24 protein-coding genes are annotated in these 23,066 nt (G+C 38.4%); 8 read left to right on the forward strand and 16 right to left on the reverse strand.

Features of this window, described 5'->3' with window-relative positions:
* Position 1: 1 nt before the first annotated feature.
* Positions 2-217, reverse strand: a complete 216-nt coding sequence (locus tag NY607_RS02660) for a DUF1659 domain-containing protein (RefSeq protein ID WP_237900254.1) — start codon at positions 215-217, stop codon at positions 2-4.
* A 121-nt stretch (positions 218-338) separates the two neighbouring features.
* On the opposite strand from NY607_RS02660, the gene NY607_RS02665 reads away from it, so the two are divergent.
* Positions 339-767 carry a DUF2621 domain-containing protein gene (locus tag NY607_RS02665; RefSeq protein WP_004229468.1) on the forward strand — a complete coding sequence of 143 codons (429 nt, stop codon included), beginning with the start codon at positions 339-341 and terminating at the stop codon, positions 765-767.
* 418 nt (positions 768-1,185) lie between these two features.
* Here the strand turns inward: NY607_RS02665 and NY607_RS02670 are convergent, their stop codons facing one another.
* From NY607_RS02670 to NY607_RS02680, 3 genes are read right to left on the reverse strand one after another with little or no spacing between them, the layout of a single operon-like run.
* A complete protein-coding gene (locus NY607_RS02670; protein ID WP_004229470.1) occupies positions 1,186-1,680 on the reverse strand; it encodes a CcdC family protein in 495 nt (164 codons plus the stop codon).
* A 25-nt stretch (positions 1,681-1,705) separates the two neighbouring features.
* Positions 1,706-2,092 (reverse strand): response regulator, encoded by a 387-nt coding sequence (locus NY607_RS02675; RefSeq protein WP_004229473.1) that lies wholly within the window; start codon positions 2,090-2,092, stop codon positions 1,706-1,708.
* A 34-nt stretch (positions 2,093-2,126) separates the two neighbouring features.
* On the reverse strand, positions 2,127-2,837 hold the full coding sequence (locus NY607_RS02680) for a cytochrome c biogenesis CcdA family protein (protein ID WP_016995208.1): 711 nt from the start codon (positions 2,835-2,837) through the stop codon (positions 2,127-2,129).
* Between the two features lie 512 nt (positions 2,838-3,349).
* On the opposite strand from NY607_RS02680, the gene NY607_RS02685 reads away from it, so the two are divergent.
* The 4 genes from NY607_RS02685 to NY607_RS02700 all read left to right on the forward strand — a co-directional run bounded on the left by NY607_RS02685 (position 3,350) and on the right by NY607_RS02700 (position 7,097).
* The gene (locus NY607_RS02685; RefSeq protein WP_281114715.1) at positions 3,350-4,081 is read left to right on the forward strand and encodes a FadR/GntR family transcriptional regulator; all 732 of its coding nucleotides are present in this window, start codon (positions 3,350-3,352) and stop codon (positions 4,079-4,081) included.
* 140 nt (positions 4,082-4,221) lie between these two features.
* Positions 4,222-4,938, forward strand: a complete 717-nt coding sequence (locus tag NY607_RS02690) for a (Fe-S)-binding protein (RefSeq protein ID WP_259419122.1) — start codon at positions 4,222-4,224, stop codon at positions 4,936-4,938.
* Between the two features lie 15 nt (positions 4,939-4,953).
* Positions 4,954-6,381, forward strand: a complete 1,428-nt coding sequence (locus tag NY607_RS02695) for a LutB/LldF family L-lactate oxidation iron-sulfur protein (protein WP_237900249.1) — start codon at positions 4,954-4,956, stop codon at positions 6,379-6,381.
* Positions 6,381-7,097 carry a LutC/YkgG family protein gene (locus NY607_RS02700; RefSeq protein WP_237900247.1) on the forward strand — a complete coding sequence of 239 codons (717 nt, stop codon included), beginning with the start codon at positions 6,381-6,383 and terminating at the stop codon, positions 7,095-7,097. Before NY607_RS02695 ends, NY607_RS02700 begins: the two co-directional genes overlap by 1 nt.
* Before the next feature lie 744 nt (positions 7,098-7,841).
* On the opposite strand, the gene NY607_RS02705 is transcribed toward NY607_RS02700, so the two are convergent.
* Complete coding sequence (locus tag NY607_RS02705; protein ID WP_259419123.1) at positions 7,842-9,137, reverse strand: MFS transporter; 1,296 nt, start codon at positions 9,135-9,137, stop codon at positions 7,842-7,844.
* Positions 9,138-9,258: 121 nt separating this feature from the next.
* On the opposite strand from NY607_RS02705, the gene NY607_RS02710 reads away from it, so the two are divergent.
* Positions 9,259-10,512: a helix-turn-helix domain-containing protein gene (locus NY607_RS02710; RefSeq protein ID WP_237900244.1), complete on the forward strand. Its 1,254-nt coding sequence runs from the start codon at positions 9,259-9,261 to the stop codon at positions 10,510-10,512.
* 40 nt (positions 10,513-10,552) lie between these two features.
* Here NY607_RS02710 and NY607_RS02715 read toward each other — a convergent pair whose 3' ends face one another.
* The 10 genes from NY607_RS02715 to NY607_RS02760 all read right to left on the reverse strand — a co-directional run bounded on the left by NY607_RS02715 (position 10,553) and on the right by NY607_RS02760 (position 20,111).
* Positions 10,553-12,457, reverse strand: a complete 1,905-nt coding sequence (locus tag NY607_RS02715; protein WP_259419124.1) for an endonuclease MutS2 — start codon at positions 12,455-12,457, stop codon at positions 10,553-10,555.
* Positions 12,458-13,066: 609 nt separating this feature from the next.
* A complete protein-coding gene (gene rarD / locus NY607_RS02720) occupies positions 13,067-13,975 on the reverse strand; it encodes an EamA family transporter RarD (protein ID WP_259419125.1) in 909 nt (302 codons plus the stop codon).
* Positions 13,976-14,109: 134 nt separating this feature from the next.
* A complete protein-coding gene (locus tag NY607_RS02725; protein WP_259419126.1) occupies positions 14,110-14,646 on the reverse strand; it encodes a hypothetical protein in 537 nt (178 codons plus the stop codon).
* A 223-nt stretch (positions 14,647-14,869) separates the two neighbouring features.
* Positions 14,870-16,039: a toxic anion resistance protein gene (locus NY607_RS02730; protein WP_048390185.1), complete on the reverse strand. Its 1,170-nt coding sequence runs from the start codon at positions 16,037-16,039 to the stop codon at positions 14,870-14,872.
* Positions 16,040-16,106: 67 nt separating this feature from the next.
* Positions 16,107-16,364, reverse strand: a complete 258-nt coding sequence (locus NY607_RS02735; RefSeq protein ID WP_237900238.1) for a hypothetical protein — start codon at positions 16,362-16,364, stop codon at positions 16,107-16,109.
* 139 nt (positions 16,365-16,503) lie between these two features.
* A complete protein-coding gene (locus tag NY607_RS02740; protein ID WP_237900235.1) occupies positions 16,504-17,748 on the reverse strand; it encodes an ABC transporter permease in 1,245 nt (414 codons plus the stop codon).
* Positions 17,732-18,637, reverse strand: coding sequence for an ABC transporter ATP-binding protein (locus NY607_RS02745; RefSeq protein WP_259419127.1), 906 nt, complete (start codon positions 18,635-18,637; stop codon positions 17,732-17,734). Before NY607_RS02745 ends, NY607_RS02740 begins: the two co-directional genes overlap by 17 nt.
* A gap of 13 nt (positions 18,638-18,650) precedes the next feature.
* On the reverse strand, positions 18,651-19,181 hold the full coding sequence (locus NY607_RS02750; RefSeq protein WP_259419128.1) for a DUF2812 domain-containing protein: 531 nt from the start codon (positions 19,179-19,181) through the stop codon (positions 18,651-18,653).
* Positions 19,182-19,258: 77 nt separating this feature from the next.
* Positions 19,259-19,795, reverse strand: a complete 537-nt coding sequence (locus NY607_RS02755) for a DUF2812 domain-containing protein (RefSeq protein ID WP_259419129.1) — start codon at positions 19,793-19,795, stop codon at positions 19,259-19,261.
* Between the two features lies 1 nt (position 19,796).
* On the reverse strand, positions 19,797-20,111 hold the full coding sequence (locus NY607_RS02760) for a PadR family transcriptional regulator (protein WP_237900230.1): 315 nt from the start codon (positions 20,109-20,111) through the stop codon (positions 19,797-19,799).
* A 153-nt stretch (positions 20,112-20,264) separates the two neighbouring features.
* Here NY607_RS02760 and NY607_RS02765 point away from each other — a divergent pair, with 153 nt between their 5' ends.
* Together NY607_RS02765 and NY607_RS02770 are read left to right on the forward strand one after the other, a co-directional pair.
* Positions 20,265-20,852, forward strand: a complete 588-nt coding sequence (locus tag NY607_RS02765) for a TetR/AcrR family transcriptional regulator (RefSeq protein WP_259419130.1) — start codon at positions 20,265-20,267, stop codon at positions 20,850-20,852.
* A 58-nt stretch (positions 20,853-20,910) separates the two neighbouring features.
* Complete coding sequence (locus NY607_RS02770) at positions 20,911-22,083, forward strand: YhgE/Pip domain-containing protein (protein ID WP_237900228.1); 1,173 nt, start codon at positions 20,911-20,913, stop codon at positions 22,081-22,083.
* Positions 22,084-22,462: 379 nt separating this feature from the next.
* Here NY607_RS02770 and NY607_RS02775 read toward each other — a convergent pair whose 3' ends face one another.
* Positions 22,463-23,044 (reverse strand): TetR/AcrR family transcriptional regulator, encoded by a 582-nt coding sequence (locus NY607_RS02775; RefSeq protein WP_131519799.1) that lies wholly within the window; start codon positions 23,042-23,044, stop codon positions 22,463-22,465.
* Positions 23,045-23,066 lie beyond the last annotated feature (22 nt).

The raw sequence follows: 23,066 nt of genomic DNA on the forward strand, positions 1-23,066 counted from the left end.
CTTAAGATAAATCGTGTGTTTCCTGTTTCGCAATGCCAGCCAGTGACAGTGATGAAAGACTAGCAATAGCATAAGCAACAGCTAACAAATCGTCCGCGCTATGTGTGTTGTTAATATTTCGATACGATTTCGTGGTGAACGTAGGCTCATTGTTCTCATCATAGCCATCCACATACTTGAGACGCAGTGTAGCATTTACAAAGTTAACATTAGCCATGTAGCATCACCTCCCTTCTGCACACTATATAAAGGCGAATTGCTAAAAAAGGGACATTAAGGATGAATTTTTTTTCGGAAGCTTTTATAATAGAGTGAGAGAAGGCAAAGAGGTGAACGATTTGTTACAAGGTTGGTTTTTATGGTTTATTTTATTTTGGGTTGTCGTCCTCATTTCATTGATGGCTATTGGCGGATTCTTCATGTTCCGCAAATTTTTAAAGGCACTCCCAAAGCAGGATGGAAAATCAGATTTAGATTGGCAAGAATATTATTTAGATAAAACCGTTCACTTGTGGGGACAAGCTGAAAAAGAATTACTCTATGAACTCGTAAGCCCCGTCCCTGAGCTTTTTAGACAAGTGGCGAAGGAAAAAATTGCAGGAAAAATTGGCGAGCTCGCATTAGAAGAAAAAGCAGCTGCCATTAACAATGACCTCATTATTCGCGGCTATATCCAAGCAACACCAAAACGCGATCACAAATTTTTACGCAAAAAATTAGAGCAAATGCAAATTGACATCTCCCCCTATGAACATCTATTCGAATGAGTAAACGCTGCACAAATCTTTGTGCAGCGTTTTTACTTAGCTATGGGATTATTGTCCTAACCTGTGTTTTTAAGAAGCTATCCTCCACTTTGCTAGCTTTATCTCTTTATTTAGACTCCTATCCGCGCTTTGCAACTCTATCCGCTACTTTTGAGATTTTATCCGCTACTTTTATGAGGCTATCCTGATCTTTTCCAGTTTTTTCCTTTTTATTTAGACCTCTAACCGCGCTTTGCAACTCTATCCTCTACTTTTGAGGTTCTATCCGTCACTTTTATGAAGCTATCCTGCACTTTGCTAGCTTTATCCTCTTTTTTTGGACTCCCATCCGCGCTTTGCTGCTCTATCCGCTACTTTTATGAGGCTATCCAGTTCCTCTAGCGCTTACATGCATAAAAAAACTACACTAGCTTCAGCACTAGTGTAGTTTTGGAATTGTTTTTTTGACGCGTTTAAACTGGATTAGCATTGCGATACGCCAAGGTACTAACATGGCAAAGGCTAATATCCAGAACATACCTGCTAATTCACCGACATCGATGGAGCTACTTAAAATCATTTTCGCCACTACTCGGAAGATTAACAATCCGATTAATATAAAAGCGAATGCTTTTGAACGTTTTAAATAAATATCTCGACCCTTTACTTCAAATTTAGAAGTAGCAATTAATATTGTCGAGAATACCATTCCTACAGCTGCCGCCTCTAAGATTTGCATTGGTGGTACACGGAATTGCTCGAATAAAAACATCAGTGCACCAGAGGACATCGCTATTGGTGGAATAATAATTTTCTTCTCATTTGTCGGCATTTTGGAAGCTCTCATTCGTATGACCATCACAAAGCTCCCCATAAGAATGGCCATAATGGTCGACCCTATAACATAATAGTGAGAAGGGATGCTGCTTAACATAAAAAAATCCTCCTCTAATGTCTAATTAACAATTTTGTCCAAGTAATTGATCAGCAACAGCCTTTAATCGTTCTGGCTCGAAAGGCTTTGTAATAAAATCCTTTGCCCCACTCTCAATCGCTTCTACGATTAATTTTTGCTGCCCTAATGCTGTTACCATAATGATCTTTGCATCTGGAAATTCTGGGATGATTTTTTTTACGGCTGCAATACCTGTCATAACGGGCATCGTTACATCCATTGTGACTAAATCTGGTTGTAACTCACGATACATCGCCACAGCTTCCTTACCATTTACTGCCTTACCGACTACCTCATAGCCCCATTCTGTAAACATATTACTGATTGCAACACGCATAAATAGCGTATCATCTACTACTAAAACTGTAGGCACATGTTCATCTCCCTCCACGTTAAAGTTCGGTATGCCTCTTTAGTTTAACAAATTAAAACCCTGTAAATCCACCGAAAATAGGCTGTAAAACGCGTGTAATATACGTTAAGCCATCAAAGAATAATAAAATCCCAACGGCAATCATGATGTAACCGCCGATTTTTACAATTTTCTGGCTGTGTGTACGAATCCAAGTCATTCGTGAAATGAAGAAAGATAGCACGAAGAATGGAATGGCGAATCCTAAATAATACGCAAACATATAGCTAAAGCCCGCACCTGGGTTTGTACTTGCTAACATGATAATCGATGCAAGGATTGGTCCTGTACATGGTGTCCAGCCTGCCGCAAAGGCAATACCAATTAAGACAGACCCAAAATAGCCAGATGGTCTATTTTTAAATTGGAACTTTCGATCCTTCATTAAGAAGTCTATCTGCAATAATCCGACAATCATTAGACCGAATACGACGATTAAAATAGCCCCAACCTGTCGTAATAATGTTTGATAATTCAGGAAGAATTCTGCTGCATATGAAGCACTTAGTCCAATAATGATAAAGATAATGGAAAAGCCTAGTAAAAAGAATAGTGTGTGGAAAATGGCACGTTTTTGTAGCATACCTTTTTCTGATTTTAGCTCATCTAATGTCATACCCGTTATGTACGATAAAAATGCTGGATATAATGGAAGAGTACATGGTGAAATAAAACTTAAGAACCCTGCACCAAAAGCTAAAAATACGTTAATATCAGATCCCATATTTTTTATTCGCTCCTTACAGTTACTGCATCCATCGTACCAAAAAACAAAATAAAAAGCGCCCTTCTAGTTTGTGAACGTTTCATGGCAAAATGATGAGATTTTTGAGAAGTCCCACCAAGCTACTTCTGCATTATGCGCTCCTGTTGATTTTCTGTCAACAAAATCCGCCAATCTTCCCCCTTTTTCAAAAAGAGTATAGCTAATTTTTCTACCTTTTTCTTGACAGTGTCGATTACTTGTCATTAATGTTGAAAGAAGCTTCTGTTTTTCATAGACACTATCACGCTCATGTTATCGTAAGAAACTATTTATTTTATACTCATTGTTTAAATCATCTGGATATAAAGTCATCAGATGACCTTATTATAGGTTTATATGATTCAGTATTATTTCCTCAAATTTCGACAGTACCCTACTCTACACAAAGTGTTCATGGTAAACCATGAGTAAATGACTTATTTTCATGTATAATGATGATAGCAAATGAGCGAAAAAAAGAGGTGTAGCCCTTGGAATTAAGAAAGATTAGACCAAAAAAGATCTATGAAGAAGTATCCGAAATCTTGCATGAAAAAATTCGAGCTGGTGTCCTAAAGCCAGGTGATCGGCTTGACTCAGTTGAGCAGCTTGCCGAGCAATTACAAGTGAGTCGTTCCGCTGTACGGGAGGCATTATCTGCATTAAAAGCAATGGGATTGATTGAAATCAAACAAGGCTCTGGAACGTTTGTCAAAAGTGTGCCAGCCCATCAGCTTGACTTTCCTTTATCCACCGCTATGTTAACGAATAGACAGGATATTGCTCATTTACTAGAAGTGCGCAAAATTATTGAAGTGGGAGCAGCAGGACGTGCAGCCCTCCAACGTACAGATCAGGATATTCAGGCAATGGTACAAATTTTAGAGGATATGAAGCAGGCACATGGTGATGGCGAGCTTGGTGAAAAAGCAGATTATCAATTTCATGCAGCTATTGCCAATGCCTCTCAAAACCCCCTACTCACTATAATTTTAGATCAAATTTCTGGTTTAATGATCGAAACGATGAAAGAGACACGGCGAATTTGGTTGTATTCACAAAAAACAACGAGCGAACAATTATATGATGAACATATGCAGATTTTCCTCGCGATTAAACAGCAAAACGAAGAGCTAGCCAAACATGCAATGGCATCTCATTTAAGCAACGTTGAAAAAGTGCTATTACAATATTTCGAAACAACAGAATCCAATTCACACTAAAAACTACCTAGTACAAGCTAGGTAGTTTTTCTTTTCTGAAAATTCATTAAAAAACGTTTTCACTTTTTCAAATTTGTTGTAAGATTAAATTATTGACAAGTCATCTGATGACCAGTTGTTTACAAAAGGAGCGATGAAATATGAAAGTCACACTATTCGCCACTTGCTTAGTGGATATGTTTCAAGGGGATGTGGGAAAAGCAGTTGTTGAAGTATTAGAAAGACTTGGCTGTGACATCGACTTTCCAGAGGATCAAATTTGCTGTGGACAGCCTGCTTACAATAGCGGCTATGTCGAAGAATCGAAAAATGCGATGAAAAAAATGATCACAGCCTTTGAGCAAGCTGAATATGTAGTCTCTCCCTCTGGTTCCTGCGCTTATATGTTGAAGGAATATCCAGAAGTTTTTAAAGGAGACCCCATATGGGAGCCAAAAGCGCAAGCATTAGCAGCTAAAACCTATGAATTCACAGAATTTATTGTCAACGTATTAAAGATAGAAGATGTTGGAGCGTATCTAAAAGGTAAAGCTACTTATCATACGTCATGCCATATGACAAGATTACTTGGTGTAACAGAGGCACCCTTCCAATTATTAAAGAACGTCAAGGGCTTGCATTATGTGGATCTCCCTGGTAAGGATCGATGCTGCGGATTTGGTGGTACATTTTCTGTTAAAATGGGCAATATTTCTGGAGAAATGGTCCATGAAAAAGTACTGAATGTGGAAGAAACAGGCGCTGACATTTTGATAGGAGCTGACGCAGGCTGCTTATTGAATATCGGTGGCCGCATTCAACGTCAGGGTAAGCCAATTAAAGTGATGCATATTGCAGAAGTGTTAAATTGCCGATAAAAGGGGGAAATAAACATGGCCATGAAAACAAGTGATGATCGGTTTCAACAACGTGTCACGAAAGAGCTAGATAATCAGTTTATGCGTCGTGCGGTTTCGAGTGCCCAAGAACGTTTTCAAACACGTCGCCTTCAACAAGCAGAAGAATTAGGACATTGGGAAGAATGGCGTTCTCATGGAGAGGAAATTCGTAAGCATGTTTTAGCAAATCTTGATTATTACCTTTATCAATTAAGTGAAAATGTTGCCAAACGAGGTGGGCATGTGTTCTTTGCGCAAACTTCACAGGAAGCAACCGACTATATTCAAAGCATTGCTAAAAAGAAAAATGCGGCAAAAATTGTGAAATCCAAATCAATGGTAACAGAAGAAATTAACTTAAATACAGCTTTAGAAGCGCTTGGTTGTGAAGTGATTGAGACAGACCTAGGTGAATATATTTTGCAGGTGGCAGATCACGAGCCCCCTTCGCATATTGTTGCGCCAGCCTTGCATAAAAATAAGGAGCAAATTCGAGATGTTTTTAAGGAAAAACAAGGCTACAGTCAAACAGAAAAACCAGAGGAACTTGCCCTTTATGTACGTGAAAAATTAAGACAGGAATATTTAACAGCCGATATTGGTATTACAGGCTGTAATTTTGCTATTGCTGAAAGTGGATCGATTACACTCGTTACAAATGAGGGCAATGCTGATTTAGTAACAGCGCTACCAAAAACACAAATCACAGTTATGGGAATGGAAAGAATAGTTCCTACATTTGAAGAAATGGAGGTCCTTGTTAGTTTATTAACAAGAAGTGCTGTCGGTCAAAAGCTAACGAGCTATATTACAACGTTAACAGGCGTAAAGGACGAAGAGGATACGGATGGACCAGAGGAATTTCATTTAGTTATTGTTGATAATGGACGCTCGGCTATTTTAGGTAGTGAATTCCAGCCTATTTTACAATGCATTCGCTGTGCTGCCTGTGTCAATGCTTGCCCTGTCTATCGTCATGTTGGTGGGCATACGTATGGCTCTATCTACTCTGGACCTGTAGGTGTTGTGCTTTCTCCACTTTTAGGAGGATACGATGATTTTAAAGAACTGCCCTACGCTTCTACATTGTGCGGTGCTTGTACAGATGCATGCCCTGTTAAAATTCCATTACATCAGCTCATTCATCGCCATCGTCAGGTCATTGTTGAAAATGAGGGCAAGGCACCTATCTCTGAAAAGCTTTTAATGAAGGCATTTGGTCTAGGGGCTTCCTCCCCTACCCTATATAAAATGGCGACAAAAATGGCTGCACCTGCCATGTCTCCATTTACTAAAAACAAGACTATTTCTAAAGGGCCAGGCCCATTAAAAGCATGGACTGAGGCAAGGGATTTCCCTGCACCAAGTAAAGACAGCTTTAGAGACTGGATGAGACATCGTACAAAAGGAGGCGGGCAATAATGACTGGTATGATTCAGCGTCGAGAAACCTTTTTAGCAAATATTGCGAAGCAGCTCGGACGTTCGCCTAAGACAGAACTACCACGACCAACTTGGCAGTATCAGCCACAAGATCGTGTGCTCAAAGATGCGACAAAGGATGAATTGGTGGAAATATTAATCAAGCAGTGTGCCAACATCCATACCAATATTGTCATTTCTAATACTGCCACACTTCCAGAGGATTTACAGGACGTTGTTGACAAGTATGGAGGTCAGTCTGTTATTACATGGAAGGATAAACGGTTCCAGGACTACGGATTATCCGCACTTATGAACGAACAATGGCCACGAGCCAATATTCAGCTTTATGAATGGGATTCACAGCAACCTGAGGAAAATATCCGTCAAGCTGAAAAAGCAAATATCGGTGTGACAATTAGTGAAATGACGTTAGCAGAATCGGGAACTGCCGTGCTTTTTAGTAGCAAAGATAGAGGGAGGAGCATTAGCTTTTTACCCGAAAAATCAATCATTATCATTCCTAAAAGTACAATTGTGCCTCGTATGACACAGGCAGCTCGTTGGATTAGTGAAAAAATCCGTCAGGGTGAAAAAATTGCTTCCTGTATCAACTTTGTTACGGGACCAAGTAACTCAGCCGATATCGAAATGATTCTTATCGTTGGTGTCCATGGCCCTATTCAAGCAACCTATATTGTCATTGAGGATCAGTAAAAGAACAGGCATGCATTTCACTGCATGCCTGTTCATGTTGTTGAAAAGGATGATGTCAACAGCAGAAAAAGCAACTTTGCAAGGTGAGGGGTTGATTTCCGTTCCGCCAGCGTCCTTTCCAGGGGGCGTCCGATGAGCCGCTTCACTCACTTCCGTTCGCTCCAGGGTCTCCTCTGTGACGCTCAATCCCCTAGGAGTGACGCTGGCTCCACTCCAATCAACCATTCTGCAAAAGGGGCTTTTCCTTATCTTTCATACTAGCTAGCCGTAGTAATCAAATTAGCCTATTATTTGTATGATTAGAGAAAGGATAGACTCTTAATTTCATTGCGAAGAAGTAATGAGTGTCAAAAGCCCTCCATAATGGGTAGTGAAGACCTTCACTTTATTTGAAAACCTTTGCTAAAAAGTTAGTGGGTTGAAGTGGAAGGCTACTTGACTCCCGTGGGATAGCGAGACAGGCGAAACTCTAAACGGAGCGGTAGCGGAGGAAGCAATTCGGCGCTCGCCCACAGGAAAGCAAGTAGCCTGCAACGGAAATCCATTTCTACCTTTCAATTGACTGTTTTGTTTTTCAACACTAAGAACGAGGCTGGGACAAAAAGAAAAAATGTTAGACCAAGATATAATTAGTCTAACATTTTTTTGATTTAGGAAGGCATATTTAACTTCTTAAAGTGAAAAAGCTAATATCCATTTTTATTGTTTTTCAATATAATCGAGTTCTGTCCCAGCCTCGTTATTTTAAGTTATTGTGTTCGCGACCCCTTCTGGTAGAGCTGCTTTTTCGTAATACTCTGGATGTGCCTCTTTTAAAATAGATGAGCGCAGCATCACAAGTGAAATGATAATAATAATGACACTCGTTACTGGTAAAATAATAATTGCTGGTAATGAATCATATAACATGCCATAGACTACCATACCAATCGGCATCATGGACATCGCCATTGTCTCCATTAGCCCAAAAACTCGCCCACGGTACTCTTCTGCAATATTTTTTTGCATATACACCCCGATGGGCATATTAATCCCCATTTCGAAAATTGCGAAAATAAAGTAAATGATGAGATAGAAGATCACAATAGCTATATAGGAAAAATCAGTAACTAAAGGGATGACTGCTAAGCCAACACTTCCCGCCAATAGTAATAAGCTGATTTTCGAAAAGCGTAAAGGGACCTTTACTTCAGATCTTGTTGCGAAATAAAGGGATGCTAAGAGCATGCCTAATGCACCAGATGCTTCAATAAAGCCAAAGTGTGTGGATTCTACTTTTAGCAATTCAATAATGATGTACGTTCCTCCAACAGCGATGGCAGAAAAGAATAGGTTGATCCACAATGCTACCCACATAATGGTCTTAATGACGTTACGTTGCTTGATATAATGAAAACCACTTTTCAGCCCTTCCCACATCTTTTCTTTTTTCGTATCTTCCCCTCTTGTACTATAAAGGTTAAAATCCATTGTTGCCTCTAAACAAAAGGCAATCGCATAGGCCACCATATTCACCATTAAAAATACATCCATATTAAAAAATCCATACATCATACCACCAATGACTGGTCCTCCAATTGCAGCTACGGACATTGACATTTGGTTAAATGACATCGCACGTTGTAATCGCTCTGGATTGACAAGTGTGGCAATAGCAGATGAAAACGTTACACCAGAAAAGGCTGAGCAAATAGTATTAAAAACAGTAGCTATGTATATAGCATAAACAGACATTCCTACTGTTTCTGTATAAAGCAGTAATCCCCCTACTGTCAAAATGGTTCCTGCCTGTGCTATTAATATTGTGCGTTTTTTTGAAAAATTATCTGCGACATAGCCTGCTAAGGGTGCTACAAGTGCGCGTGGTAATACTGAACAAATCATATTGGTAGCGAAGCTCATTGCCGACCCAGTCATCGATAAAATATACAAGCTAATACCGAATGCCATGACGTTTGCACCCAACATGGCAATCATTTTACTCGCCGTGAACGTCCATAAGTGATAGGTCGCCTTTTTTAATTTTTCCGCTTCTTTCATCTATACCCCTCCATTATTTAACTAAATTAAAAAGTTTAATTAGGTTAAACAAAATATACCATAGCTCCCTCTTTTCACGCAAGCAAAAGTTTAATATAATTAAACAAAAGGAGGCGAGGCAGTGGACTCTTTAGGCACACGAATTCGCAAATTAAGGAAAGAACAAAAATTAACATTAGAGGCACTTGCCGGTGATCGTCTAACTAAAGGAATGTTAAGCCAAATAGAAAATGATAAGGCTAAACCTTCTATGGAAAGCCTTGACTATATTGCTGAACGTTTAGGTGTAAAAGCTAGTGCATTACTGGAAGAAGTAACCCCATCCTCCATACGCCAGTTATTGGAGCAGGTGGAAAGTTTATTTGCAGAAGTAAAACGTGGTGATGCTCATCATCATCAAGAAATTGTCGATTTAATTAAGCCGTCTGTGGAGGGCTTGCCTCAAAGTTATGAAGCTGGCCGTTTATTGTATATTTACGCAGATGCCCAGTATGAAGCTGGATTAACAACATGGGAAGTCCCGCTTCAGCAAGCCCGCACTATTTTTAAGGAAATTAATTTACTTAGCCATTGGTTCAAAACCTTTATCCTAGAGATGGCTATTTTAGCAGCAAAACGTCAATATACAGTGGCGTACGATTGTATCTTACAGGCAAAGGAAATTATCGAACAAGAAGACTATCAGCTCGATTCTCGTGATGCCTTATTAATGACTTATTATACAAGTATTTTCCAACTTGCAATTGGTGAGCATGAGGAAGGGAAAAAATTAATTCAAGAGACGATTGCCAATGCTCATAAAAACCAACTGTTCTATCAGATTGATAATATGTACAGAATTGGTGCCTATTGTGCCATGATTGATCGTGATTTTGAACAAACCAATCATATGTTTATGAAACTGGAGCAATATCAGGCATTTGCTGAACGTGTTGAGGTTGATGCTTTTATTTTTGTATTGAAGGCACATTATTATAATAATTACAGCAATAATTATGACCAGGCTCTGATCGAAATAGAACGTTTTTATCAGCTTAGACACGATGATTATTTAGACAAGCTAGATCCAAACTTTTACTATGCTGAAAAAGGAAAATCCTTATATTTACTTGGACAATATGAGGAGGCGAAGGCTGCATTCGAACAGTATAAACACAGACCGATCTATATTAATCATCCATATGATATTTTAAGCTTAAATGAATGCTTTTCCTATAAAGCCCTTTGCTTTGCACATTTTGGTGAGCTAACAACAGCCTATGAAATTGCAAAAATGGCCTATACAGATTCACTGGATTTAGTGGATTTGCCCTATAAACGAAAAATTGAGGAAGTCTATCGAACGATTAAGGCACAGATTGATTCCATAACTTAATTAGTAAAGGGATTGCACAAGGCTGTGCAATCCCTTGTTTTTATTGCTGACGATCACTCTTTATTTGTTTATGGATCTTGCGTAACGCTTTTTTCGACCCACGTTCGATATCGTGCTGAAGCTTCCGATCCTGATAGTCTACAAATAATGTTTCTAAATCATATCCTTCAGGGTATAACTCTGTTGCAGGTAATTCAAGGGCAAGCCGCTTAACATTCACCTCTAGTATTTGCCCCTGATAGAATACGCTGACATTATTGTACGGATTCATTTCTTCATATACCAATCCCACATCATCATAGTCCAATAATTTCACACGATCCCCTTTGGCAAATGTATAAGCTGCTGCCAAGCTTTTTTTCTCTTCTTTAGGCTTTCGAATTTTACTATCCTGAACGAGCGTCAGCTGATATTCTTTATTATTGATATAATCCTTTGCTCTTTGTAAAACCGCTTCGCGGACATTCATTTTTTTAGAAATCCATAAGGCATTGCTTTCTCCAGAGGTGCCGATGAGTAATTGGTACAAAGGCTCTAATGTTTCAACATGGAAGCGCATTGCCGCATTCATAAAATCAGGATGCATGTCAGAAAATCGTTTAATTTCACCATAATGTGTAGTTGCCACAGTTATACAGCCCATTTGATAAAATTCTTCTAATAGCGCAATGGCTAGTGCAGCTCCTTCATTTGGCTCTGTTCCACTGCCAATTTCATCAAACAGTAAGAGTGTATGATTATTAGCAGCTCTCATAATATCGGAAAGATTTTTCATATGAGAAGAAAACGTACTGAGTGCATTCTCTATACTTTGATTATCGCCAATATCAACAAAGATATGATCAAATACAGCCATTTCCGTTCCTTCGTCCGCTACAATATGGAAGCCCGACATCGTAGCTAATGTTAAAAGGCCAATGGTTTTCAACACAACTGTTTTCCCACCAGCGTTTGGACCTGTAATCATTAAGCTACGGTAGTCTTTCGCGATGGAAAATTGAAGGGGTACCGCATTTCCTGGTAGTAATGGATGCTTACCATTGATTAGTTGAATATAACCGTAATCATTTATACGTGGCTCCCTACCACCAATTTGTCTACTGAACTTCGCTTTGGCAAAAACCATATCGTATTGACTAATCAACTCCATGTTAATGGTGATGGCATGAAGATGTTCCATCAATAGCCCTGATAAAGACGCTAAAATCTGGTATTCCTCCACGGCTTCCTCAGCCTTTAAGGTAGCTAATTCTACATTTAATTTAGCGACAACACTTGGCTCCATAAAAACGGTTGCCCCTTTTGAGGAAATTTCAACGACCGTACCCTGTACATGATTTTTATAGGTCGCCTTAATTGGAATCGTATAGCGATCATCCTTTTGACTAATAAAAAATTCCTGAATATACGGTTTATTGGCACTGTTATTTAAAAATTTCGTTAAACGTTCTTTAATTTTTTCCTCTGTCGTTTCCATATGATGTCGGATGCGTTTTAATTCACGACTAGCGGCCGAATCTACACGATTGGCTTTGATCGCAAAATTAATTTCCTCCTCCACGCTTTTAAATTCAGCCATAGAATGAGCGTAAGAGGAAAGAACAGACGCAAAAAATGCCTTATCTAACATAAATTTTTTGATGTTGCGGCAGCCTCGTAAAAAATCAGAGATACTCACTAGCTCACTGGGATCTAGAAGCATTCCCTTTTCAAGCTTTGTCATAATATGCTCAATATTCGATACCCCTAAAAACGGAACATGCCCCTCTGCATCCAATATTGCACGAGCTTCTGTTGTTTCATTCAACCGATTTTTTACCACTGTTAAGTTTGAGCTTGGCATTAATTTATCTAAAAGCTGTTTTCCTAACCCGCTGACACAATAGGATTTAACGATGTCCTTTAATTCATGATATTGTAATTTTTCAAGTGTAGTATTATTCATTTCTTTTTGCTCCTCATTGTAATGTTTTATCATACATGAAGATACCTACCCAATAATAGATAGCAATGATGGTTTAAACAAAATAAAAAAGCTGTGAGGAATCCCCACAGCTCTATCTTTAAAAGGCGCGTTTTCCTGGCATCACAAATAAAACTTCAGCTAATTGAAGTTTCTATCCTATCTGCCACGCTTAATAAAGTATTGTAGGTATCTACATAGGTTGTTGAAATAGATCCATGACAAAATAAGGGGTGTTTATAACATGTATCCCCTGCTGTCGTCATCGCCACTATTTCATTCAATTTTTACCTAGTTAGAACCTACCGCACTCACAAAAAGCACCTCTCATTAATTGATCATTGTTATCTAATTATTGTCATTTTACTATATGCTAACAGGAAAGTAAAGGTACCTACCTTGTCGAATCTATCAAAAAGACTCTATTGTTAGCCTCACCCTACTCAGTCTACTATTCTTTAAGATACGATTAAACAAATAGCAGAAAATCTAGTAGCTCAATCCGATAAGGAAATAAAAAAGTTTTGTCCATTACAAAGCGAAGTGATTAAAGTTACATAAAAAAGACCTGTAGAAACATCTACAAGTCTTTTACGAAACTGATTTATGATGGGCTTTTCTTGTTTCTATAATTTTCGAACCCGAAAATAAAAGTAAAGCTGCCCAAATAATGCTGAATGCAAGGAGCTCAACCTGACTAAATGGCTCTTTGTATAGCACGATGCCTAAAATTAAGACAATCGTTGGCGATACGTATTGGATAAATCCTAGTAAATATAAAGGAATATTTTGTGCCCCCTTCGCAAATAAAATAAGCGGGACGGCTGTTACTAAACCACTAAAGATCATCAAAATATCTGTTTTAACATCAACATGTAAAAACGAGGCTTGATGTGTAGTAAAAAGATAGACATAATAGCCTAATGCAAAGGGTAAAATCAATAACGTTTCAATGGCTAGGCCTCTTGTAGCATCCAGTGTAATTTTCTTTTTCAGCACACCATAAATAGCGAAAGATAGCGCAATCAATAAAGCTACCCAAGGTACTGAGCCGTAATTGATCGTTAAAATAATCACCGCAATAAAAGCAATTCCTGTTGCTACCCATTGTGCACGACTCAGCGATTCTTTAAAGAAAATCACCCCGAAAATTACAGACAATAGCGGATTAATATAATAACCTAAGCTCGTTTCAATGAGATGATTATGCGTCACTGCCCAAATATATAAATACCAGTTCATTGAAATGACAAAGGATGCACCCGCAAGCTGCCAGAAATGCTTTTGATGTGACCATAAATATTTTAAATCTGCTACGAGATCCTGACGCATTCGAAATACGAGCACTGCCAGCACCGTAAAGACAAAGGACCAAATGACACGGGATAATAAAATCTCCATACTTGGTACATGCTCAAGTAATTTCCAATATAGAGGGAATGCTCCCCAAAAGGCATAGGCAAAAAAGGCTGCCAAAACTCCTTTTTTCTCATTTGACATGCTATTAACGCTCCTACTCTTACTGAAATCGGTTAACGATTTCCTATAATCTTAAACTAGTTAAAGAATAGACTCATTATAGGACTTTGAGTAGCTGTTGTAAATGCCAAATTTCTAGTTCCTTTTAAAAGCTGTTAACCTTTTTGTTCCGACTCTAGCTCAGAAATATACTTGCGTACAGTACTATAGCTAATCTCTGGATTGATTTGGCGCTTGATGCGAATATGGATTTCTTTAATTCCAACCCCTTGCTCACGCATATCTCGAATCATCGACTTCAAGGGCCCCGTCAATGACTCTCGTGACATCGCTGTATATTTACTTAGTTCAATGAGAAGATCTGTATTTTGTTGACGGAGCACCTTCATCTCCTCCACCACGCAATTGTATTCAGTTACCTTTTTCTGCAAGACGGTGTTTTGCTGCTTTAATTTTTGTAAATCTTCTGTTAGCTGTGCATTTTGTTTTTTTAGCATTTTTCGTTCCCGTTCTAAACCATTTTGCTTGTTATCAAAATCTTTATACATCGCATTATATAACTCCTCCATATGCAAAAGCTCTAGATAGCGACTTTGCGGTACAATCATTAAGCTATCTGTCGTGTATAGAGCAAGTGTTCCATCTTTAAAAGGCTCATACGACAATGTAGAGGGATTGATTTTATTTGCCATTTATTTTTTCACTCCTCCACGAATAATTACATGTAATCGAATACCTTTGTGTAGCATCTTTCCGCTTCCTTTTCTATTTGATAACCATTCTCATTTAACATTATCATAATCACTTTTTTGCTTTTTGTCAAAGATCATTTCCATTGTGTGGAAGGAGCCTCTATCTGCCTACCCTTTCCATAAAAAAAGCCTCTTGCAACAATAGCTGCAAGAAGCTTTAGCCTTACATTTTTTTCAGTTTCTCATACTCCAATTGCAAACGCTCAATACGTTTACGACCTTCTTCACGGTTTCTTGCTGTTTCTGCTTGAATTTGCTTTGTTTCTTGAATACCAGCCATAATTGTTTGCCATGTTGTTTCAATGGTTTCGATTTTAATGCTTGGGCTACCAGCTTGACGAGCGATATTCACACTGTTCTTACTAATATTTTCTGCATTACGCACAAGCATTTCATTCGTACGGCGATCTAGTTCCACCATAGAATCAGAAATTAACTTTTGACGCTTCAATGTCACTGCGTGAATAAGCCCCTGCTTAAAGATCGGAATCGTTGTGACAAAGGCAGAATTAATCTTGGCAATTAGATGATTGTTCCCTTGCTGCATTAAGCGAATTTGTGGTGCTGATTGGAATGATACTTGTTGTGCCATTTCTAAATCATAACGACGTTGCTCTAATAATTCCACAGCACGAAGCATTGTTTCATATTCCATAGCTGCCAATTGATCACCACTTTGAGCCTTTTGTTCAAGTGCTGGTAAAGACGCACGAACCTCTTCTGTTTTCACTTCAATAGCTGCAACAAATTTACTTAATGATTGGAAGTAGTTTAAGTTTTGATCATACAAATTTTCAAGGTCAATGGTATTACGCTTCATTTCCCCTTCATATTTTTGGATTTCACGGTAAATGACATCCACTTCTTTATTCATGCTGTCATACTTAGATAAGAACCTTTCCAATTGCTCTTTTCCTTTGTTAAAGAGCTTGGAGATGAAACCGCCCTTTTTCTCTTCCGCAAAATCCTGTGGATCAAATTTATCCATAATTTTATTCAGGTTATTTAAAAGCACACTCGATTCTTCCAGCTTACTAGCTTTCATCGTTGCGAGCATTTTATCAGAAAAGGTTGAAATGCCACTTGCCGTTTCTTTACCGAGCTCTAGCATGGCAATTTGATCTTTGACATCAATTTTTTGTGCAAGTGTATGAACCTCTGGATCCTGCTTTAACATTAGCTGGTTTTGAGCGATTTGTGATAGTTCCTGCTCAGATACAAGTACTGGCTTTTGCTCAGCCGTTTGCTGTAAAAGTGGATTTGGCTGTAATAAAGGATTTTCTGAAGCGAATGGGTCCTTGGATTTTAAAAGATCATTGTTGAATTCAGACATATGTTTTACCCCCTGCAATTTATCTCTACTAATTACTTACGATTACCATGTAAAAAAGTTTCATTTTCTATAGGATGAAAAAATACGAATCTGCTATACAATAGCCATTCTGATGTACCTTATATTGCAAACTATATTGATTAGGGTGAGCATTATTAACAAAAATTTCCACTTCAGTGCAATAGTGAAGAATTTCTGCTATTTCTTTACTAGTAGGACACAGCTGTTGAAGCTTTTGAAAGAGCTGCGCTTTTTCTTCGATTGTTGCTAAACGCTGATTTGATGATCGGTCAAGAATTGCCTCCACCTCTGATTTAGCTAACATCATCCCATCCCCTTTTATAAATTATAGCTTCTTTCTAGCCAAAATTCGACTGATTCCGTAAATTCCTTTACATTGTTTGCTAACAATGGCACCATGACACCAAAAAAGCAGCTACATTATCCATGTAGCTGCCATTATGTTATGTTGTTACCTTTAATACCGTTTTAATTTTTTGAATGACGCCGCCAGAGCTATATGTCAATACACTACGTTTATAGAACGATAAACTGAATAGGTATACGACAACAATCGTTACGACTAAAATTCCTAAAGAAAGTAATGGTACAATGCCACCGATATCTGTAGCGCCAATACGCATTGGCATGATCATGCCAGAAGTTAGTGGGATATAAGAGAATATTTTAATGATAATTGTATCTGGATTCCCCATGCCTGTCAGCATAACATAAAAGCCAATAATCGTAATAATCATCGCAGGCATTAATACTTGACCCGCCTCTTCTACTTTCGATACTAAAGAGCCAAATAATGCACCGATAATAAGATAAAGGATAACTGTTAACAGTAGGAATACGATCGCATAGATGACATAGCCAACGGACAATTCCTTGACAATACTAGCAGCTGCATCCCAAACCATCCCACCTTTGATAAACTTCGCATAGATAAGGAACACGATCGCAATAATGCCCATCTGTGTTAAAGCGAGCAATAAAACGCCAGCGATTTTTGCTTTAAAATGTGTCGCTGGTTTGACACTAACTAAAAGCATTTCCATTGCGCGTGAGCCTTTTTCAGAGGCTATTTCAGTCGTAATCATCGAGAGGAATGTAGAAATGAAGAAATAGATTAAAATTCCAACCGCATAGGAAACTACTAGCCCTGATTGCTTTTCTTCTTCACTTTTCCCACCTGTTGATGCCTCATTTAAGTTTTTCGTTGAAATTGTTGTTTGAGCTGCCATAATTTGTGCTGCTTGCTCAGGTGAAAGCGATAATTGTTGTACGGCATAGTGTTGTCCTGCATATTGTAATAAGGATGATAATGTAGATTGATCGTTTAATTTCAGTGGTGTGAACGTAGCAATTTCCGCATGTAATTGACCATTTTGATCGTTAATCGTCACAATCGCATCCAGCTTGCCGTCCTTTACTCTTTTTTCAAGGGTCGATACATCTTGCTCATCCTGAATAAAATTCATATCTCCATTCGAGACAAAAATACCACTTAGATCAGCAGAGGTTTTATTAATAATCGCGATTTGCTGTGCTTCATCATCACCTGTGAATAATTCCTTAATTTCTGACCAGAAGACAGCCACTGACATGACAATTACATATAAACAAGTCATTAAGATAAAGGATTTTGATTTAATTTTAGCTTTATATAATTGCTTCATTAATAAACTAAACTTCGACAACATGGCCACCTACCTTATCTTTAAAGATTTCATCTAACGATAAATAATCTAAGCTGAATTTTTCAATATACTTCCCATTGGATAGCTGCTCAAAGATACCTTGAGCAAAGCTTTCGTCCACTAATGTAAGCACGGTTTGCTCCTTCTCTATACGCACATCCTTGACACCCTCAAGTGCCAATAATTGTGTTGTTGACCAATCCGTACGGACAGCAAGCTTTGTTTTACCATATTGTTTCTTTAAATCTAGTAAGCTTCCAGAAAATAAAGAAACACCTCGTTTTAATAAACACAAATGATCACAAAGCTCCTCGACATTGTCCATTTGGTGACTGGAGAACAAAATCGTCGTGCCTTGCTCTTTCAATAGTAAAATAGCATCCTTTAGTAAATCTTTATTGACGGGATCTAGCCCACTGAACGGCTCATCTAAAATTAAAAACGCAGGTTTATGGATAAAGCTTGCAATGAGCTGTACCTTTTGCTGATTTCCCTTTGACAGTGTTTCTGCCTTATCCTTGCGTTTTTCCTCCAGTTCAAAACGTTGAATCCAAAAATCTATTTCCTTTTTCAGCTCTGCTCGTTTCATGCCACGTAGCTCACCAAAAAAGTAAAGCTGCTCCTCTACCTTCATTGTTGGGAAAATACCACGCTCCTCTGGTAAATAACCAAGGACATCTCGGTTAATGGCATTAACTGGCTGCCCATCCCAAGTAATCGTCCCCGCTGTCGTCTCCTGTAAATCTAAAATCATTCGGAATGTCGTTGTTTTTCCTGCACCATTTTGACCAATTAGACCGAAAATTTCCCCTTTTTCAATGGTAAAATTTAAATCATCTACAGCTGTAAAATCCTTGTACTTCTTTGTGACATGCTGTAACTGTAACGTCATGTTGTCTTCCTCCTTATCCTTCAAATATATGTAAGTCTTGTTTCAAGCCCTTTTTACGATTTTCATTTTTTACTATAGGAATGAATAACAGTAAGGCGACAAGCAAATTCATGCACCCCACACTTGTATTCATAGATCCTACAACGAATTCCCGTAAACCAAGGGATAGATTATAAATACCAATGATTAAATTTAACAGTAGCACGAATATAAAAATGTGATTCATGGATTTAATATAGTTTATTTTCGAGGAAGCATCTGAAAATATCTCAAAAGGGCCCTCCGATTTTGGTTTTCGATAATAGGCCCACCCACCAAACTTAGACACACTCTCGATATTCATTTCGTCTAGAAACTCAAAATAATCCTTTGACTTTCTATTGACAAATTCATTTCGATAAATATATTGACCAAGTATCCCTTTTTCAAAAACAAAGTAGCCTACCACTGTCTTTTTAAGATTCCACCCCCGATCTGCCATGTCATTGACCCATCGTTCTTCCTTTTCATAATCAGTAAAAAAACGATACACTCTTTTTTTCATTTTGCATCACCCCTACTATAAAATCATGCTTCCTTTTTCATTATTTTCTGATTTCCCGGAAAATAATAGACGCTTCGTTAATCCGAAAATACATTTAATTCTCTCTTTAATCGATTACGTATACGCATAAGCTTATAAAATGGGAGGGCAAATAATACAACAACCACAAGATTCAGCGTATTTAACGCGAAACCAACCCAGTCTGTTGTTTGCTCCGAAAAATCGCCAATTAAACCGATCAGTCCAATGAACAAATTAAGTAGAATAAGAGAAAGTAAGAGCATCATCTTTTTTGACAGGTTACCAATTTTCGTTTTTTTATCTGTATACAGCTCAAATGGACCTTCCTGTGCTGCTTTTCTAAAAAATACAAAATTTCCAGAGCGGTCTACTTGTTCAATGTCAGAGGATTTGAGAAATTCGAGAAATTCCTCTTCATAGTGCGTACCGAATCGCTCTAATTCATCATGGCGATAAATATAGCTATTTGGTTCTCCACGCTCAAACGTAAAACGAATCCATGTAAATTTTTTTAAGTGCCAGCCCTGACTAGCCATGTCATTGACCCACTTCTCTATTGCATAGGGATTAATCATCAATCGATATTTATGCATATTATTCAACTCCTCTCGTTATACGGATACCATTGTCAAAAAGTTCCCTTAATCTTAAAATTTCATATTCCACCACTGTTTTTCCAGTTTCGGTAATCATATATTCTTTCTTTCTGCCATCTCCATCAAGTGCCTCTATCCATCCTCGTTCCAACAACGTTTTAATCGCACCATATATGGTTCCTGCCCCTAAGCGCACTCTTCCATTGCTCATTTCTTCCACCAATTGCATAATGCCATAGCCATGCCTCGCCTCAAATAAAGCTAATAAAATATAATAAACGCCCTCTGTTAATGGCGGATGCTCCTGTGTCATACAAATCCTCCTTTATATCGTCCATCAATATATCGTCAGTCGATACATTTAAAATATATCAGCAGTCGATATAATTGTCAACGCTCATTCAGAGTGTTGCAGATCCTCGTACACTATGCTAGGATGTAAGTAATTACTTGCATGGAAGGAAGTATGTTCTTGACAACGAAAGGAACTGCGCAACGAATTATCGAAGCTGCTCTACAATTGATTAGTGAAAAAGGCTATACAGCTGCAACGACCAAAACCATTGCAGAATTAGCAGGTGTCAATGAGGTCACTCTTTTCCGTCACTTTGGTAACAAACATGGTTTATTAAAGGCCATTATTGAGCAATTTTCTTATTATCCGCTTCTACAGCAGGAGATCAATCAAAATGTAACGTGGGAATTAGAAAAGGATTTGTTAAATTTCTCACTGAAGCATTTTCATTTTTTAATGTCGATTAAAGATTTTGTCATGATCGGCTTTAAGGAATCCATTCAATTTCCTGAAATTAGTGAGGAAATCGCCAATATCCCTCTCCTCATCAAAAAGGAGCTCATTCACTATTTTCAAGAGATGCATCAACAGGGGAAAATAAGGGAAGTTGATTTTGAAGCAGCAGCGCTATCGCTTATCGCTTTGAATTTTGGTCATTTTATGTCACGTGCTCGACTTGGAACTATCGTATCTGACTTACCAACGGAAGAACTTTTACAAACTAGTGTTGCTATTTTTTCTAGGGGACTCGTTTCCTAGAAAAAATTTTTCTAATCAATGCAAGTAAGTACTTACTTAATTATAGGAGGAATAAAAAATGACAGGTTTACAAGCACTATTGCGAGTTCGTGAAACCTATATCGGCATTGTTGCAACCATTGCCTTCCAATTAATCTTCTTTACAATTTGGATGACTGCCTATGATGGTGTCAATGAAAGAGCAGAACAGTTAAGCATTGGTATTGTTGTAGAAGATTCTGTAATGGGTCAACAGGTAGCACAGAACATCAAAGGCTCCATCCCCTTTGGAATGGAGGACTATTCTTCGATGAAGGAAGCTGAGCGCGCATTAAACGAACGACAAATTAATATGATTATGCAAATTCCATCCGATTTTACCAATCAAATTCAGGCAGGGAAAGAGGCTGAAATTATTTATGCGATTAATCAAGCCAATGCAAGTGTAGCGAAAAATATGATGGAGGGTGTAGCAAAGCAATTAACAGAAGAAATCAATCAAGCCCTGTATCCAATGCAACAAAATCAAGCGGTTGCAGTCTTTGCTCAACAATTTGCTCAGCTTCCCTTCGAGCAACACACTGCCCAACAAATTACCACTTCTGTCAAAACGACAGTAATGAATGTCAAAGACCATCCCGTCGATGGTACGATTGTAAAAACCAATGATGTAAAGGGATTTGCTGCAAACTTTGTCCCACTTATGGTCATCATCTCCTCCTTTGTGGGAGCGATGGTTATGATTATGCAACACCAACAAGCAGCACAGCTCGTTCAAGACAGCCTATCAAAATGGCAATTGTTTCTCGCAAGACAGCTACTCAATGTGGGCGTAGCCTTTACATTGCCATTCATAACAATTGGCTTGATGCACCTTTTTAATATCGATAGTCAAGAAAGCCTGCTGTCGATTTATCTCTTCCAATCTGTAATGTATCTTGCTTTCCTCAGCTTGGCCCAAGTATTTGTGATTGCCTTTGGAAATATGGGGATGATATTTAATATTTGTGCTCTCTCACTCCAATTAGTAACATCAGGTGTACTTGTTCCAAAAACCATGCTATCTGAAGGATACAAACAGGTCGCTGCCATGCTACCTGCCTCGTATGGAGCAGATGGCTACTACACAATCATCTTTGGTGGTAGTTCTGATAATCTCCTGCAAAACAGTAGCTCATTGGCCATCATCATCTTTGTGACACTAGCCATCGCTACGTTGATCGTCACATTTAAGCCAGCTCCAGTCCGATGATTTAATAGAAAAGAGAAGGTCTACAAGTTGATGTAGACCTTCTCTTTGGTTATCCGCTACTTTTTCTCTTCTATCCTTCAAATTGAGCGTTCTATCCGCTACTTTTTCTCTTCTATCCTTCAATTCTGGCGTCCTATCCGTCACTTCTCTCTCTATCCTTCAAATTGAGCGTTCTATCCGCTACTTTTTCTCTTCTATCCTTCAATTCTGGCGTCCTATCCACTGCTTCTTACTCTATCCTTCAAATTGAGCGTTCTATCCGCTACTTTTCCTCTTCTATCCTTCAATTTTGGCGTCCTATCCATTGCTTCTTACTCTCTCCTTCAAATTGAGCGTTCTATCCGCCACTTTTTCTCTTCTATCCTTCAATTCAAGCGTTCTATCCCCCACTCCTCACATTCTTTAAAATAGCTGCTAGCTGTTGATTTAACATGGTCACGCTATCGCTGAAATCGCCACGATACCATTGGATGATGAGCCCGATGATGGCGTTTGCTTGATAGGCACTATAATAGTCGATCGAGATATGATCCCCCATTTGATGTATGTGCTGTGTGGTAATATCACGTTTTAGTAGGGAATAAATGCCATCAAAAAGCATGTAATAGTAGGTCAGCGGGACATTTTTAGAAAAGACGATACGGTAAAACATTTTAAAGCGTTCAATATGATGAAAAATACGGATGGTATTGGGATCTAATTGATTTGTGTCCAATGTCGTGACGGCACGATAGGGTTCTTCATAGGATTGATATAAATCCTCCATTATCTCCTGAAAGTATTCTTCAAAGAGCCCCTCTTTTTGCTCGTAGTGTAAATAGAAGGTTCCTCTATTGACCTTTGCTTCTCTACAAATTTCAGCAATGGAGATTTGCTCCAATGGTTTTTGGCTAAGCAAGGTCAATAAAGCATCGTGGAGAGCTTGCTTCGTTTTAATAATCCGTAAATCCGTAGTACGCAATTTTTTCAGCTCCTTAATAAAC

It is taken from the genome of Lysinibacillus sp. A4 (assembly GCF_024919535.1).
GTDB classification, from domain to species: domain Bacteria; phylum Bacillota; class Bacilli; order Bacillales_A; family Planococcaceae; genus Lysinibacillus; species Lysinibacillus capsici.